General features: G+C 62.8%; 13 protein-coding genes. 10 read left to right on the top strand and 3 right to left on the bottom strand.

Annotated features, from left to right (window positions below; all coding sequences use genetic code 11):
- Position 1 precedes the first annotated feature (1 nt).
- Together lnt and metK are read left to right on the top strand one after the other, a co-directional pair.
- Positions 2-1525 carry an apolipoprotein N-acyltransferase gene (lnt, locus tag NUX07_RS09965; protein WP_265530422.1) on the top strand — a complete coding sequence of 508 codons (1524 nt, stop codon included), beginning with the start codon at positions 2-4 and terminating at the stop codon, positions 1523-1525.
- 41 nt (positions 1526-1566) lie between these two features.
- Positions 1567-2781 carry a methionine adenosyltransferase gene (metK, locus tag NUX07_RS09970; protein WP_265530423.1) on the top strand — a complete coding sequence of 405 codons (1215 nt, stop codon included), beginning with the start codon at positions 1567-1569 and terminating at the stop codon, positions 2779-2781.
- On the opposite strand, the gene NUX07_RS09975 is transcribed toward metK, so the two are convergent.
- The gene (locus NUX07_RS09975; protein ID WP_265530424.1) at positions 2778-3935 is read right to left on the bottom strand and encodes a GGDEF domain-containing protein; all 1158 of its coding nucleotides are present in this window, start codon (positions 3933-3935) and stop codon (positions 2778-2780) included. The genes metK and NUX07_RS09975 overlap by 4 nt on opposite strands.
- A gap of 187 nt (positions 3936-4122) precedes the next feature.
- Here NUX07_RS09975 and trmB point away from each other — a divergent pair, with 187 nt between their 5' ends.
- Genes trmB through NUX07_RS09990 form a run of 3 tightly spaced genes read left to right on the top strand, consistent with a single transcriptional unit; the run spans position 4123 to position 6580 of the window.
- The gene (gene trmB / locus NUX07_RS09980) at positions 4123-4827 is read left to right on the top strand and encodes a tRNA (guanine(46)-N(7))-methyltransferase TrmB (protein WP_265530425.1); all 705 of its coding nucleotides are present in this window, start codon (positions 4123-4125) and stop codon (positions 4825-4827) included.
- A 38-nt stretch (positions 4828-4865) separates the two neighbouring features.
- On the top strand, positions 4866-5906 hold the full coding sequence (locus NUX07_RS09985) for a cysteine synthase A (RefSeq protein ID WP_265530426.1): 1041 nt from the start codon (positions 4866-4868) through the stop codon (positions 5904-5906).
- 11 nt (positions 5907-5917) lie between these two features.
- Positions 5918-6580 carry a peroxiredoxin gene (locus NUX07_RS09990; protein WP_265530427.1) on the top strand — a complete coding sequence of 221 codons (663 nt, stop codon included), beginning with the start codon at positions 5918-5920 and terminating at the stop codon, positions 6578-6580.
- A gap of 71 nt (positions 6581-6651) precedes the next feature.
- Here the strand turns inward: NUX07_RS09990 and NUX07_RS09995 are convergent, their stop codons facing one another.
- Positions 6652-7860, bottom strand: coding sequence for a PQQ-dependent sugar dehydrogenase (locus tag NUX07_RS09995; protein ID WP_265530428.1), 1209 nt, complete (start codon positions 7858-7860; stop codon positions 6652-6654).
- A gap of 177 nt (positions 7861-8037) precedes the next feature.
- Here NUX07_RS09995 and rimP point away from each other — a divergent pair, with 177 nt between their 5' ends.
- Genes rimP through rbfA form a run of 5 tightly spaced genes read left to right on the top strand, consistent with a single transcriptional unit; the run spans position 8038 to position 13763 of the window.
- A complete protein-coding gene (gene rimP, locus NUX07_RS10000; RefSeq protein ID WP_265530429.1) occupies positions 8038-8568 on the top strand; it encodes a ribosome maturation protein RimP in 531 nt (176 codons plus the stop codon).
- Positions 8568-10220, top strand: coding sequence for a transcription termination factor NusA (gene nusA / locus NUX07_RS10005; RefSeq protein ID WP_265530430.1), 1653 nt, complete (start codon positions 8568-8570; stop codon positions 10218-10220). Before rimP ends, nusA begins: the two co-directional genes overlap by 1 nt.
- A complete protein-coding gene (locus NUX07_RS10010; RefSeq protein ID WP_265530431.1) occupies positions 10207-10887 on the top strand; it encodes a DUF448 domain-containing protein in 681 nt (226 codons plus the stop codon). The genes nusA and NUX07_RS10010 overlap by 14 nt, the downstream gene beginning before the upstream one ends.
- Positions 10884-13361, top strand: coding sequence for a translation initiation factor IF-2 (infB, locus tag NUX07_RS10015; protein ID WP_265530432.1), 2478 nt, complete (start codon positions 10884-10886; stop codon positions 13359-13361). The genes NUX07_RS10010 and infB overlap by 4 nt, the downstream gene beginning before the upstream one ends.
- Entirely contained in the window at positions 13362-13763 is a 402-nt protein-coding gene (gene rbfA, locus NUX07_RS10020) for a 30S ribosome-binding factor RbfA (RefSeq protein ID WP_265530433.1), read from the top strand.
- Between the two features lie 33 nt (positions 13764-13796).
- On the opposite strand, the gene NUX07_RS10025 is transcribed toward rbfA, so the two are convergent.
- Complete coding sequence (locus NUX07_RS10025; protein ID WP_265530434.1) at positions 13797-15407, bottom strand: AbgT family transporter; 1611 nt, start codon at positions 15405-15407, stop codon at positions 13797-13799.
- Positions 15408-15462 lie beyond the last annotated feature (55 nt).

Genomic DNA, 15462 nt, shown 5'->3' on the forward strand with positions numbered 1-15462 from the left:
AATGACGCCATGGCGAGAAGGTGGGCGCGGTGCCTTAGTTGCGCTGGCCGCAGGCAGCCTGTCGGCCACCGCGTTCGCGCCGCTCGGCCTGTGGCCGATGATGCCGCTGGCGCTGCTGTTGCTGGTCTGGCTGCTCGATCCCGTGACCAAGCTGAAGCGCGCCGCGCTGCTCGGCTGGCTGTTCGGCATGGGCCACTTCACGGTCGGCCTCAACTGGATCGCGACTGCATGGACCTATCAGGCCGCGATGCCGGCATGGGTCGGGTGGGCTGCGGTCCCGATCCTGTCGATCTACCTCGCCGTCTACCCCGCCATAGCCGCCGCGCTGGCGTGGAAACTGGGCCGCGACAAGCCGCTTATCACCGTGCTCGCGCTGGCTGGCGGCTGGGTGAATACCGAGTGGCTGCGCGGCACCATGCTGACCGGCTTCGCCTGGAACCCCATCGGGGCGGCGTTCGTGGACACGCCCTGGCTCGGCGCCGCGTCGGCAGTCGGCACGTACGGCCTGTCATTATTGATGGTGTTGCTGGTCGGCGCGATCTGGCTGGCGATCAAACGCCAGCAATTGAGCAGCTTCGTCATCCTTGCGGTCGTCGCCGGGTTCGCGCTCTTGCCGGAGCCGCAGCCGGCCGCGACGGCGGATGAGCCCCCGCGCATCACCGTCGTCCAGCCCAACATCGACCAAGCCGACAAGTGGCGCCCAGGCTTCGCCGCCGAGGCTGCGCGGATCCTCGATGAACTTTCGCGCACGGGGCAGCAAAGTCCCCGCTTGTTGTTCTGGCCGGAAGCAGCGGTTGTCCGTCCTCTCGACGACCAGCGCCCCGCCGCCGACCTGTCGACCCGGTTCGAGCGCGCCCGCGCAGTCCAACCTATCAACCCCGGCGACTTACTCGTTACCGGCGGCATCGCGCTACAGTCCGACGACCGCCAAAGCGTCGATGCCGCGACCAACAGCGTCTTCATCCTTGGCCGCGATGCCGAGATCGAGGCGCGCTACGACAAGGCGCATCTGCTCCCCTGGGGCGAATATCTGCCAATGCGCGGATTGCTCGAGCCGCTGGGCCTCGCCCGCCTTGCGCCCGGGGCTTTCGACTTTTCTGCCGGGCCCGGTCCGATGACCTACGAGCTGCCCGGGTTCGGCAAAATGGGGGTGCAGGTCTGCTACGAAATCGTTTTCCCCGGCCAAGTGATCGATCCGGACAATCGCCCGGACTTCATCTTCAACCCGTCCAATGACGCTTGGTTCGGCGCATGGGGTCCGCCCCAGCACCTTGCCCAAGCGCGCCTGCGCGCTGTCGAAGAAGGCCTGCCGGTCATCCGCTCGACACCCACGGGCATCAGTGCGGTCATCGACAGCAAGGGCGCCGTACTGGACAGCATCGCTTGGCGCCAAGCGGGTGCAATCGACACGGTGCTCCCGGCCGCCACACACGGCACGGTTTTTGCCGACTATGGCCGCAACCTGATCCCGCTGTTGCTGGCGTTGATGCTAATGGCCGTTGCCCTCGTCCGCCGCGCCCGTTAGACCGCCCCCAAAGTTTCCCACAAGAAAGAAGTCTTGCACCAATGCGTAGCTCCTATCTCTTTACGTCCGAAAGCGTTTCGGAAGGCCATCCGGACAAGGTTTCCGACCAGATTTCCGACGCCGTGGTCGATTTGTTCATCGGCAAAGACCCCGAAGCGCGCGTGGCGTGCGAGACCATGGTGACGACGAATCGCGTCATCCTCGCCGGCGAAATCCGCGGCGAAGGCGTGATGACGCCCAAGGGCGAATGGGCCCCTGGCATCCAGCGCGAGATCGAAGACAAGGTCCGCGCCACGGTCAAACGCATCGGCTACGAACAGGACGGTTTCCACTGGGACAACCTGACCTTCGAGAACTTCCTCCATGCGCAAAGCGCGCATATCGCGCAGGGCGTCGATGCCAGCGGCAACAAGGACGAAGGCGCTGGCGACCAGGGCATCATGTTCGGTTTCGCGTGCGACGAAACACCCGATTTGATGCCCGCCGCTATCGACTATTCGCACAAGATTTTGGAAGCGATGGCCGACGATCGCCACAGCGGCGCCGCCCCCTTCCTTGAGCCCGACGCCAAGAGCCAGGTCACGCTGCGTTATGAAAACGGCAAGCCGGTCGAAGCCACCGCCATCGTCGTTTCCACCCAGCACGCCGAAGGCTACGACGAAGGCGACAAGCAAGAAGAGCTTAACGCTTACGTGAAATCGGTTGTCGCCAAGGTCCTTCCCGAAGGCCTAATCACCGAAAATACCGTCTATCACATTAATCCGACCGGCAGCTTCGTGATCGGCGGGCCTGATGGCGATGCCGGCATTACGGGACGCAAGATCATCGTCGACACCTATGGCGGTGCCGCGCCGCATGGCGGCGGTGCTTTTTCGGGCAAGGACCCGACCAAGGTTGACCGTTCGGCAGCCTATATCAGCCGCTATCTTGCCAAGAACATTGTCGCTGCGGGACTGGCCAAAAGGTGCACCATCCAGCTTGCCTATGCCATCGGCGTCAGCCAGCCGCTGTCGCTTTACGTCGATACGCACGGCACCGGCACCGTGGGCGACGATGCGCTCGAAGCCGCGATCTTCTCGGTCGAAAAGCTTGGCGGCCTTACCCCGCGCGCGATCCGCACGCACTTGGGCCTCAACAAGCCGATTTATGAAAAAAGCGCAGCATACGGCCATTTTGGTCGCACCGCTGACGGTGACTTTTTCCCGTGGGAACGCACTGATCTTACCGAGGACCTGAAAGCGGCCATCGCCGGCTAGTCGGCGGCCGCCTTCCTGCTTTGTAAGGCGATGTCGATCGGCAGGATGTCTTCCGGTTGTATCGTCTCGGCGCGGTCGCGGCCATTATCCTTGGCCCGGTAGACCGCGGCATCGGCTAGACGCAGCGTCGCCTCCAGGCTTTCGCCTTCGACATGCGCGGCGTGGCCGACACTGGCGGTTGGCACGACATCGGCAGGCAGTTCGTCCAGCCGGATGTCACGGATACTGGCGACGATGGCCTGCGCGACCGTGATCGGGTTCGGTGCCTTTCCCGGTCGGACCAGCACGACGAACTCTTCGCCGCCAATCCGGCAGATATCCCCATATTTGGCAAAGTCGGTGCGCAATACCTTGCCGACTTCGCGCAGCAATGCATCGCCCGCAGCATGGCCAAAGCGGTCGTTGATCGACTTGAAATGGTCGAGGTCGATCGCGATCACGTCGCTGATCTGTCGTACGCCTGACGCATGTCCGTCGATCGCGCGCTGCAAATTTCGGCGATTGCCCAGTCCCGTGAGATAATCCGTGCGCGATTCCTCGCCGCGCCAGCGCAAGACATCGAGGCCGATCGCGATGATGAGCACGATGCCCGATGCCAGGCCGGTTATGGCCCCGATCATGTGCGAAAACACCACATATGGCTGGGTGAGCTGCCCATCGGCAATCGTGTCAGGAGTGATCGGAAAAATGAGGGGCAGTGCGGCGCGCGCAAGGTAGGACGCGGCGCTGACTGACAGCAGCAAGATTACCAGCTTGTCGAGCACACCGTTATTCCGTGTGGCCCACAGACAGCGCAGCCCGCAGGCGATAATAATGAAGCCGACAAGGTGCACGATGATCGGACGAACCGTGAAGTCGGGCCACCAGGGCGCGTTGGGAAACAGGCTGACCATGCCGATCAAGGCGGCGATGAACGCGGGTGGCTTCATCGCCAGGCGATGACGCGACAGGAATGCCTGCAGCAGCATGATCAGGATGAGGAAGTGAAGGACGATCGCAATGTAGCCCAGGGCCAAGTCCTCGACCGGCCGGAAGACATCGAGCGCAATGGCGACAGCTGACAGGAGGAAGGCGGCAGACGCCCAGCGTGCCACCTTATGCCCCGGTTCGATGACAGCAATGATGGCAAGCGCCAGCGCGAAAGACGCGAACATCGCTGGAATCAACGCAAAAAACAGGCTCGCAGCATCCATCGTTCGGAGCGCTATCAGATAAATTGGGTTAAGGTAAGCGGCGCCGTGAACGAGGATTGGACCCGAAGAGTGCCAGCCGAAGACGTGCGGCAGTCGCGGCGACTAGCAACCCTTGCGAGCCCGCCATCGCTGCGCTAGCGGCGCGGCCATGACGGCACACAAGAAGGGCGACCCTACTACCTTGAATCGGCTCTATGGCCGGTCGAGCACGCACAAGCTCAGGAAGGGGCAGCAGGAGCTGGTCGACAAGCTGCTGCCGCAGATCAGCGTCCCCGAAGAAGGCGAGCTGACGGCCAAGGCGCTGTTCGGCGAAGAGCGCACGATGCATTTCGAGATCGGGTTCGGTGGCGGCGAGCATCTCGCCTACCGCGCCGACCTCCTGCCCGATCACGGCTTCATCGGCTGCGAACCCTTCGTCAACGGCGTGGCGCAAGCGCTCACCCACATCCGCGATGGCCGTCTTGCCAATATCCGCTTGCACATGGGCGATGCGCTGCCCGTCCTTCGACGCGTCCCCGACGGTAGTCTCAGCTTCGTCTACCTGCTGCATCCCGATCCGTGGCCCAAGGCGCGCCATGCCAAGCGCCGCATGATGAATGACGGCCCGCTCGACATTATTGCCGCCAAGCTTAAGCCCGGCGGCGAATTCCGCCTCGCGACCGATCATCCGGTGTATCTGGCGTGGAGCCTGATGGTGATGCAGCGCGAACGGCATCGCGCGAACTTCGAATGGCTTGCGGAAAGCCCCAGCGACTTTCTCCAAAAGCCCGGCGGCTGGGTCGACACGCGCTATGCCGCCAAGGCGCGCCGTGAGGGACGCCGACCCTATTATTTGCGCTATCGACGGCGTTAGGGGTGTGAAACTCGGATCGCATCCCTAGATAGGCTGCCATGACCATTCGCAACGATGTTCTCGACGCGATCGGCAACACGCCGCTGATCAAGCTTCAACGCGCCTCGGAAGAAACGGGGTGCACGATCCTCGGCAAGGCCGAGTGGATGAACCCCGGACAATCGGTCAAGGACCGCGCGGCAAAGAGCCTAGTGCTCGACGCGATAAAGGACGGTCGCCTGCGAAAAGGTGGCACGATCGTCGACGGCACCGCGGGCAATACGGGGATCGGCCTCACCATGGTGGGCAATGCGCTAGGCATGGAGACGGTCATCGTCATCCCCGAAACGCAGACCAAGGAAAAGAAGGACACGCTGCGGATGCTCGGCGCGCAGCTCGTCGAAGTTCCCGCCGTGCCCTACAAGAACCCCAATAACTACGTGAAGATTGCCGGCCGGATCGCCGAAAATCTCGCGAAGAGCCGTCCCGGCGGTGCCATGTTCGCCGACCAGTTCGACAACCAGGCCAATCGCCAGGCGCATATCGATACGACCGGTCCCGAGATTTGGGAGCAGACGGAGGGCAAGGTCGATGGCTTCATCTGCGCGGTGGGCACCGGCGGAACGCTCGCCGGCGTTGCCCAATTTCTGCGCGAGCAAAATCCGGACATCCAGATCGGCATTGCCGACCCGCCCGGCGCCGCGCTCTATAGTTATTATACTACGGGCGAATTGAAGGCCGAAGGCAGCTCGATCACCGAAGGCATCGGCCAGGGCCGCATCACGGGCAACCTCGAAGGCCTCGAGGTCGACCACGCCTTTCGCATCGAGGACCAGGAAAGCCTCGACATCAATTTCGGCCTGCTCGAGGAAGAAGGCCTCAACCTTGGCCTGTCGTCCGGTATCAATGTCGCGGGCGCGATCCGCCTCGCCAAGAAAATGGGCCCCGGCCACACCATCGTGACGGTTCTCTGCGACCCCGGTACGCGCTACCAGTCGCGCCTCTTCAATCCCGAATTCCTACGCGAAAAGGGCTACAAGGTTCCCGCCTTTCTCACCCGCGATGTCGATATCGACATCTCCTATCTCCCCACCGACTGAAGGAAAGACAGATGACGCTTTCAATTGGCAGCACCGCCCCCGATTTCACCGCCGAGACGACCACCGGCACGATCAACTTCCACGAGTGGATCGGCGATGGCTGGGCGATCCTTTTTTCGCACCCCAAGGCCTTCACGCCCGTGTGCACCACCGAACTGGGCTACATGGCGGGTCTCAAGGACGAGTTCGCCAAGCGCAACACCAAGATCATCGGCCTTTCGGTCGATACGTCGGATGACAATCGCAACTGGCTTCCCGACATCGAGGAAGTGTCGGGCAACAAGGTCGACTACCCGGTGATCGGCGACAGCGATCTCAACGTCGCCAAGAAATACAACATGCTCCCCGCCGACGAGAGCGGCACCGCCGAAGGCCGCACGGCTGCCAACAATGCGACCGTGCGCACCGTCTATATCATCGGCCCCGACAAGAAGATCCGCGCCATGCTGCTCTACCCGATGAGCACGGGCCGCAACTTCGATGAAGTCCTGCGCCTGCTCGACAGCGTGCAGCTTACCGAGAACAAGGGCGTGGCCACCCCGGTCAACTGGAAGCAGGGCGACGACGTTATCATCCCGCCGACCGTCTCCGATGAAGACGCCAAGGCGAAATATCCGTCTGGCTGGGACACCAAGAAGCCTTACTTGCGCGTGATCCCGCAGCCTGCGGACTAAACGCGGTCACAGACGAAAAAAGGGCGGCGTTCCTCACCAGGAGCGCCGCCCTTTTCCATGCCTGTTGAGAACTAGCCTTTCGGCGTGAGCCTGAGCAGCGTTCCGTCCGATCCGCGTCGGTCGTCCTCCAGCACGTAAATCGCGCCGTCGGGGCCCTGCACCACTTCGCGCAGGCGGGCACCCATCGGGTAGTGCGTGATTGCCACGGCGGTATCGCCCTCGATATCGATATGGTTGAGTTCCTGGCCTGACAGGCCGGGGACCAGCGCATCGCCGGTCCACGCCCCGAACAGATCACCCGAATAGATCAGCAAGCTGGCCGGGCTCGTGGCGGGATCCCAATAGACCTTGGGCTTTTCGAAACCGTCATCGGGCGAGTGATCGGTGATCTCGCGGCCGTCATAATGGTCGCCGTAGCTGCGCACCGGCCAACCATAATTCTTGCCCGGCTCGATCAGGTTGAGTTCGTCGCCGTGCGCCGGGCCCATCTCGATTTCCCAGAGGCGGCCGTCGGGCGCGAAATCGAGGCCCAACAGGTTGCGGTGGCCGATCGACCAGAAATAGGCCGCCGCGCCGCCTTGATCGGCCCACGGATTGCCCGCGGCCGGTTGCCCATCGAGCGTCATGCGCAGCACCTTGCCGATCGTATTGTCGGTTTCCTGCGCCGGAGTCAGTTTTTGCCGGTCGCCCGCAGTCACGAACATATGTTCGCCATCGGGCGAGAAATGGATGCGGTGCGAATAGTGACCGCGCCCGGTCGTCTTGTCCTGACGCCACAGTACTTCAAAGCCTTCGAGACGGCAGCTGTCGGCCTCTTCGCAGATCAGTGTGCCGCGACCCACCGCTGCGCCGCGCGTATCGCCATCACCGGCTTCGGCGAAGCTGAGGTAAAGCGTACCGCCGCTGGTTTGCCCATCTTCCCAATCGGGTCCGAAGGCAATGTCGCCGAGGCCGCCCTGGCCGCCATAGTCGACGCGCGGCAACCCGCTTTCGATCGAGCCCGTGCGGCCCGTCGCGACGTCCTTGAACCAGACCTGCCCCTTCTTGCCCGTGATGAAGAGCAGGTTGGTGCCGGGCATGAAATCGGCCGCCCAAGGTTCCTCGTAATTGCCCATTTCCTCGACCGTGAAGGGCGCATCCGCGAGCGACACTTCGGCGCCGCGTGTCAGCGGGCCACCAGACGATGCGCTGTCCATCCCGCCGTCTTGTCCGTTGGTGGTCGCTGCACTGTTGCAGGCAGCAAGGGTGATCAGGGGCAGGACGAGAAGGCTTCGCATCATGGTCTCCAATTTTTGGCTATCTGCGATGGCCAACGCGCCATGACCGATTTCTTTCCCTGTCCGGCTTGCAGAACCTGGCGTTGCGGCCTATATGCGCATCAATTCCTCGACATCGTGAGATGAAGGGGCTGGTCCGAAGCCTCGGTCCGGCACCAAAGAGGCGTGGAAAGGACTGCATTGGCTGACATCGCGAACGTCACGAAGATTATCGAACCCATCGTCAAGGACATGGGATTGGAACTCGTGCGCGTGAAGATGATCGGCGGCGAGGACGAACCCACGCTGCAGGTCATGGCCGAACGTCCCGACACGCGCCAGCTGACGATCGAGGATTGCACGAAGCTTTCCCATGCTCTCGACGAGCCGCTCGAAGAGGCCGATCCGATCGATTACGCCTACCGCCTCGAAGTCTCGTCGCCCGGCATCGACCGGCCGCTGACGCGCTTCAAGGATTTCGAAGACTGGAAGGGTCACCTGGCCCGCGTCACGCTCACCGAAAAGCGTGACGGCCGCCGCAAGTACAAGGCATATCTCGATGGCACCGACCCCGAAGCCGAAACGGTCAAGCTGATCGACGATGCCGACGAGGTTTATCTCATCCCGTTCGCTGCGATCGAGGATGCGAAACTGATTTTCACCGACAAACTTTTGCAAGAAACCCAGCCGCTCTCCACCGAGGGCGCCGAGGATATCGAGGAAGACCAATAATGGCAGAGACACCTGCAGCCGCATCCGCCAACAAGGCCGAACTGCTTGCCATCGCCGATGCTGTCGCGCGCGAAAAGCTGATCGACAAGGGCATCGTCATCGAAGCGATGGAAGATGCGATCCAGCGCGCCGCCCGCGCCCGCTACGGCCAGGAAAACGAAATTCGCGCCAAGCTCGACCCCGACACGGGTGATCTTCGCCTGTGGCGTGTCCTCGAAGTGGTCGAAGAGGTTGATGACAACTTCAAGCAGGTCGATCTCAAGGGCGCGCAGAAGCTCGAAGAAGGCGCCAAGGTCGGCGACTTTATCGTCGATCCGCTGCCACCGATCGAATTCGGCCGTATCGCCGCGCAGGCCGCCAAGCAGGTCATCTTCCAGAAGGTCCGCGACGCCGAGCGCGAGCGCCAGTTCGAGGAATTCAAGGATCGCGCCGGCGAAGTCATCACCGGCGTCGTCAAGCGCGTCGAATTCGGCCACGTCGTGGTAGATCTTGGCCGCGCCGAAGGCGTCATCCGCCGCGACGCGCAGATCCCGCGCGAAATGGTGCGTGTCGGCGATCGCATCCGCTCGCTCATCATGAAGGTCAGCCGCGAAACCCGCGGGCCGCAGATCTTCCTGTCGCGCGCTCATCCCGATTTCATGCGCAAGCTGTTCGCGCAGGAAGTACCCGAAATCTACGACGGCATCATCGAGATCAAGGCCGCCGCCCGCGATCCGGGCAGCCGCGCCAAGATCGGCGTCATCAGCTATGATAGCTCGATCGACCCGGTCGGCGCCTGCGTCGGCATGAAGGGCAGCCGCGTCCAAGCCGTCGTGCAGGAACTGCAGGGCGAAAAGATCGACATCATCCCTTGGTCGGAAGACAAGGCCACCTTCATCGTCAACGCGCTGCAGCCCGCCACGGTCAGCCGCGTCGTCATCGACGAGGAAGAAAGCCGCATCGAAGTCGTCGTGCCAGACGACCAGCTGTCGCTCGCCATCGGTCGCCGCGGCCAGAACGTGCGTCTCGCCAGCCAGCTGACCGACAGCCAGATCGATATCCTGACCGAGGCCGACGCCTCCGAGAAGCGCCAGAAGGAATTCATGGAGCGCTCGGAAATGTTCCAGAACGAGCTCGACGTCGACGAGACGCTGGCGCAGCTACTGGTCGCCGAAGGCTTCACCGAAATGGAAGAAGTCGCCTACGTCGAGCAGGAAGAACTCGCCACGATCGAAGGCCTCGACGAAGAAATCGCCGAAGAGCTGCAGACCCGTGCCAAGGAAGCGCTCGACAAGCGTGAGGAAGCCGCGCGCGAGAAGCGCCGCGAGCTTGGCGTCGGTGACGATGTCGCCGAACTCCCCCACCTCACCGAGCAGATGCTGGTGACTTTGGGCGAAGCCGGGCTGACGACGCTCGACGATGTCGCCGATCTTGCCACCGACGAGCTCATCCAGAAAAAACGCGATATGCCGCGCCGCCGCAGCGACACCAAGCGCCCCGAAGACAAGGGCGGCGTGCTCGGCGAATATGGTCTCACCGAAGAGCAGGGCAACGAGATCATCATGGCCGCCCGCGCCCACTGGTTCGAGGACGCGGACGAGGCCGAGGCCGAAGCCCCCGCCGCCGACGAAACCCCCGAAAAGGAGGACGCGGCTGCGGATGGGGACCAATGATCGCCAGCTAGCGCCTGAGCGCTCGTGCATCCTGACGCGCCGGACCGCGCCCAAGACGGAATTGATCCGTCTGGCGCTCGGTCCGGACGGCCAGGTTGCGCCCGATATCCGCGCCAAGGCGCCGGGTCGCGGCGCCTATATCGGGGTGAACAAGGCCGAACTTGAGGAAGCCATGGCGAAGGGCAAGCTCAAGCCCGCCCTCGCCCGTGCTTTCAAGGACGGTAAAGCGGTCGCGCCCGACACGCTCGCCGACGATATCGAGGCGGCGCTGGAGCGTAATGCGCTCGATCGCATGGGCCTCGAAGCGCGCGGCGGCACCCTCATCAATGGCAGCGAAAAAGTGGAAAAGGCGGCACGTTCGGGCAAGCTTTACCTCCTCCTCCACGCCGCCGATGCATCCGAAGACGGCAACAAGCGTCTCGACCAGGCCTGGCGGGTTGGCGGCGGCGACCAGCGCGGCCTTGTTTTGCTGGCCGATCGCACCATGTTGAGTTCGGCATTGGGGCGTGAAAATGTGGTCCATGTGGGCCTTACCGATCAGGCAGCCGCGAAAAGAGTGCGTGAAGCGCTTTCGCGCTGGCATGCTTTTCTTGAACCCCATGCTACGCTAGAGGGCGGTGCTTCCGCTGCTTTGGCTGCGGAAAACGAAGACGAAGGATCAGAATGAGCGACGACAAAAAGAAGCTCGGCACCCGCCCGCCGCTTGGGGTCAAGCGTACGGTGGAAACCGGTAAGGTGAAGCAGAGCTTCAGCCATGGCCGTTCGAATACGGTCGTGGTCGAGGTCAAGAAGCGGCGTATTCTCAAGCCTGGCGATGCCAAGCCCGAGGCACAGGAAGAAGCAAAAGCGCCTGAAGCCGCGCCAGAGAAGAAGGAAGCTGCGCCCAAGAAGGCCGCGGCCCCCAAGCCTGCGCCCAAGAAAGAGATGTCGGCCGCCGAACGCCGTGAACAGGTCAAGGAACTCGAGCGCCAGGCCGAACAGGAGCGCATGCGCCTCGAAGCCGAGCAGCGCGAGCGTGACGAAAAGGCCAAGAACGCCAAGGCCGAAGCCGAAGAGCGCCGCGCCGAAGAAAACCGCAAGGCAGAAGAAGAGGCCGAGCGCCAGGCTGCCGAAGATGCCAAGAAGGCCGCCGAAGACGTCGAACGCGCCAAGCACGAAGCTTCGAAGGCCGCGCCAGCACCTGCTGCGGCGCCGCGTACCGAAGAGCGCAAACCCGCGCCCAAGAAAAAGGCCAGCAAGGGCCGTCCTGCACCCGATCGTCGTTCGGGCAAGCTTACCGTCAACCGTGCGCTGCGGGGCGAAGACGGCAATCGCGCCCGCAGCCTTGCTGCGCTCAAGCGCAAACGTGAAAAGGCCAAGCGCGATCACGATAGCGGTCCGCGCGAAAAGCAGGTCCGCGACGTCGTGGTGCCCGACAGCATCACGGTCGCCGAACTCGCCAAGCGTATGGGCGAAAAGTCGGCCGATCTCGTCAAGAGCCTGTTCAACATGGGCATGATGGTGACGGTCAACCAGAACGTCGACCAGGACACCGCCGAACTGCTCGTCACCGAATTCGGTCACAAGATCCAGCGCGTCAGCGAAAGCGATGTCGATATCGATACGACCGAAGACGTCGATCCCGAGGACACGTTGCAACCGCGTCCGCCGGTGGTCACGATCATGGGCCATGTCGACCACGGCAAGACCTCGCTGCTCGACGCCATTCGCGGCGCCGATGTGGCAGCGGGCGAAGCCGGCGGCATCACCCAGCATATCGGGGCCTACCAGGTCACGCCCAAGGGCGGCGATCCGATCACCTTCCTCGATACGCCGGGCCACGAAGCCTTTACCGAGATGCGCGCACGCGGTGCCAATGTCACCGATCTCGCCATCCTCGTGGTGGCGGCCGACGATGGCCTCAAGCCGCAGACGGTCGAAGCGATCAATCACATCAAGGCGGCCGAAGTGCCGATGATCGTCGCGATCAACAAGATCGACAAGGACGGGGCCAACCCGCAGAAAATCCGCGAGGAACTGCTTCAGCACGAGATCATCGTCGAAGCGATGTCGGGCGATGTCCAGGACGTCGAGGTGTCGGCCAAGAAGAAAACCAACATCGACAAGCTGCTGGAGGCGATCAACCTCCAGGCCGAATTGCTCGAACTCAAGGCAAACCCCGATCGCGCGGCAGATGCCACCGTGGTCGAAGCCCAGCTCGACAAGGGCCGCGGCCCGGTCGCGACCGTGCTCGTCAATCGCGGCACGCTGAAGGTCGGCGATGTGTTCGTTGCCGGCGCTGCCGCCGGTAAGGTGCGCGCGCTCGTCGATGATCGCGGCCAGCGCGTCAAGGAAGCTGGCCCCTCCTTCCCCGTGGAAGTTTTGGGCCTGTCGAGCCTGCCGAGCGCGGGTGACCAGTTCACCGTCGTCGAGAACGATCAGCGCGCCCGCGAAGTCGCCGAATATCGCCAGAGCGTGATCGACAAGAAGCGCACCACCAGTGCGCCGATGAGCCTTGAAAGTATGTTCGACAAGAAGGGCGCGGAAACGATCAGCTTCCCGCTCATCGTCAAGGCCGACGTGCAGGGCACCTCCGAAGCCATCGTCAATGCATTGAACAAGCTGTCGACCGACGAGATCGAGGTCCGCGTCATCCATTCGGGTGTCGGCGCGATTACCGAAAGCGACGTGACGCTTGCGGCAAGTTCGAACGCCCCGATCATCGGGTTCAACGTGCGTCCGAACAGCAAGGCCCGCGAGATCGCCAAGCGCGACGAGGTCGAATTCCGCTATTACGACGTCATCTACCACCTTACCGACTGGGTGAAGCAGGCGATGGCGGGCGAACTCGGCCCCGAGATCATCGAAACGGTCGTCGGCCGCGCCGAGGTCAAGCAGGTCTTCAAGTCGGGCAAAAAGGACAAGGCCGCGGGTCTCCTCGTCGTCGACGGGGTCATCAAGCTGGGCCTCCACGCCCGCCTGACGCGCGACGATGTCATCGTCTCGAAGACCACGATCGCCTCGCTCCGCCGCTTCAAGGACGATGTGAAGGAAGTCGAAGCCGGCACCGAATGCGGCGCCGTGCTTGAGGATACCAACGACATCGAACCGGGCGACATGCTCGAAATCTTCGAAGTCGAAGAACGGGAACGCACCCTCTAAGTGGCACGACGTAATGAAAGTGACGGACCTTCGGTTCGCGTCCTTCGGGTCGGCGAGCAGGTCCGTCACGTCCTTTCCGAAATACTTGCGCGCGGCGACGTGCACGATCCGGATTTAAGCTCGACTCCCATTTCGGTCACCGAGGTGCGGATGAGCCCGGATTTGCGCCACGCCACGGTATTCGTGAAGCCGCTGCTGGGCGACAAGGAAGCAGAAGTACTGGCCGCGCTGAAGCGCAACCGGCGCTATTTGCAGGGCGAGGTCGCACGCCGCGTGAACACCAAATATGCCGCCGACCTCAAGTTCCTTGCCGACGAGAGCTTCGACGAAGGCAGCCACATCGACAGCCTGCTGCGCACCGCGCATGTGGCGCGCGACCTGGACGGCAAGGACGAGGATTAGGAGCCCCGGCTAGCGCCGAGGCTCCCAATCAAACTACTCGGCGTTCGCCGGGGCGACGCTCTCGAGTATCCCGTAATCGGCCGGATTGGTGAACACGCTCGCACCCGGTCCGAGCGGCAGGTCGAGACCGACCCAGATCATGATGAGCGCCGTCCCCGCGATCAGCAAGCTGATCGAATATGGGATCATCATCGCCATCAGGCTGCCGAGACCGAAATCCTTGCTCCAGCGCTGGCAGAAAATCAGGATCAGCGGCAGGTACACCATCAGCGGGGTGATGATGTTGGTCGCGCTGTCACCGACACGATAGGCCGCGGTCGATGTTTCGGGCGAGATACCGAGCAGGATCAGCATCGGCACCAGCACCGGCGCCAGCAGCGCCCACTTGGCGCTCGCCGATCCCACGAACAGGTTAAGAAAGCCCGAGAACAGCACGATCGCCGCCAGCAGAACCGGCGCAGGCAGGTTGAAGCCCTGCAGGAAGTCGGCGCCGTTCACCGCTAAGATCAGGCCAAGATTTGACCAGCCAAACATCTCTACGAAGTGCGCCGCCGCGAAAGCAAGCACGAGGTAATAGGCCAGGTCTTCCATTGCGCCCGACATCATCTTCACCAGGTCGCGGTGGTTCTTGATCGTGCCGGCTGCCGCGCCATAGGCCCAGGCCGACAGCAGGAAGAGCACGAAGAAGCCCGCCACCAGGCTCTGGTAGAAAGGCGTAAGCCGCGCTTCGGGATTGGCGCTCTCCTCGATTAGCGGGGTACCCGGTCCGACCGTGAACAACACCCACAGGCCGATGACGCCGAGCGCGGCGAGACCGGCGCGCTTGAGGCCCTTTTTCTCGCCTTCGGTGAGCGGCTTGTCCTCGTCCACATCGTCGACTTCATGGTCGGCCTTGCTCGCGTCATACTTGCCGAACTTGGGCTCGATCACCTTGTCGGTGATGTACCAGATCACGGGCAGGAAGACGAAGGTCATCGCCGCGATGAAGAACCAGTTGCCCGCGATATTCGCGGTCCAATCGCCGAAGACGGTCTCGACCGACGCCTCGGTAATGCCGAACAGCAGCGCGTCGAGCTGGCCGGGCAACAGGTTGGCCGAAAAACCGCCCGAGACCCCGGCAAAGGCCGCCGCGATCCCGGCGATGGGATGGCGCCCGGCGGCATGGAAGATGATGCCCGCCAAAGGGATCAGCACGACATAGGCGGCATCGGCAGCAAGGTTGCCGATCATGCCTACCAGCACCACCAGCGGCGTCAGCAGGAACTTGGGTGCATTGCGCACACCCGCGCGCATCGCCGTGCCGAACAGCCCGGCGCGCTCAGCGACGCCTGCCCCCAGCATGACCACAAGCACGTAACCGAGCGGATGGAAGTGGGTGAACGTTGCGGGCATTTCGACCCACAGCCGGCGGATATTTTCTGCGGATAACAGGCTCTCGGCCTCGATTATCCGCGCTGCCCCGGTCGCTTCGTCGATCTCCGCCGGGTGCGCGGCCGCAAGGTTGGTCGCCGCCGCGATGACCGAGATTACGATCAAAATCGCAATCAGGTAAAAGAAGATGAAGACCGGATCGGGAAGCCGGTTACCCGTGCGCTCCACCCATCCCAAAAACCCTTTCTGGGTCATCGCTGTGCCGTCGCTCATGTGCTCTCCCTCATTCACCGAATTCACATGGCCCATCAAAGCAGAATTATGCGCC

This window comes from Sphingomicrobium marinum, assembly GCF_026157105.1.
GTDB classification, from domain to species: Bacteria; Pseudomonadota; Alphaproteobacteria; order Sphingomonadales; family Sphingomonadaceae; genus Sphingomicrobium; species Sphingomicrobium marinum.

What these genes read in the sequence shown, in the direction of transcription:
- NUX07_RS10010 (WP_265530431.1), top strand. Translation starts at nt 10,207, where the DNA reads ATGGGGACCAATGATCGCCAGCTAGCGCCTGAGCGCTCGTGCATCCTG.
- metK (WP_265530423.1), top strand. Translation starts at nt 1,567, where the DNA reads ATGCGTAGCTCCTATCTCTTTACGTCCGAAAGCGTTTCGGAAGGCCAT.
- trmB (WP_265530425.1), top strand. Translation starts at nt 4,123, where the DNA reads ATGACGGCACACAAGAAGGGCGACCCTACTACCTTGAATCGGCTCTAT.
- nusA (WP_265530430.1), top strand. Translation starts at nt 8,568, where the DNA reads ATGGCAGAGACACCTGCAGCCGCATCCGCCAACAAGGCCGAACTGCTT.
- lnt (WP_265530422.1), top strand. Translation starts at nt 2, where the DNA reads ATGACGCCATGGCGAGAAGGTGGGCGCGGTGCCTTAGTTGCGCTGGCC.
- NUX07_RS09995 (WP_265530428.1), bottom strand. Translation starts at nt 7,860, where the DNA reads ATGATGCGAAGCCTTCTCGTCCTGCCCCTGATCACCCTTGCTGCCTGC.
- NUX07_RS10025 (WP_265530434.1), bottom strand. Translation starts at nt 15,407, where the DNA reads ATGAGCGACGGCACAGCGATGACCCAGAAAGGGTTTTTGGGATGGGTG.
- infB (WP_265530432.1), top strand. Translation starts at nt 10,884, where the DNA reads ATGAGCGACGACAAAAAGAAGCTCGGCACCCGCCCGCCGCTTGGGGTC.
- NUX07_RS09985 (WP_265530426.1), top strand. Translation starts at nt 4,866, where the DNA reads ATGACCATTCGCAACGATGTTCTCGACGCGATCGGCAACACGCCGCTG.
- NUX07_RS09990 (WP_265530427.1), top strand. Translation starts at nt 5,918, where the DNA reads ATGACGCTTTCAATTGGCAGCACCGCCCCCGATTTCACCGCCGAGACG.
- NUX07_RS09975 (WP_265530424.1), bottom strand. Translation starts at nt 3,935, where the DNA reads ATGTTCGCGTCTTTCGCGCTGGCGCTTGCCATCATTGCTGTCATCGAA.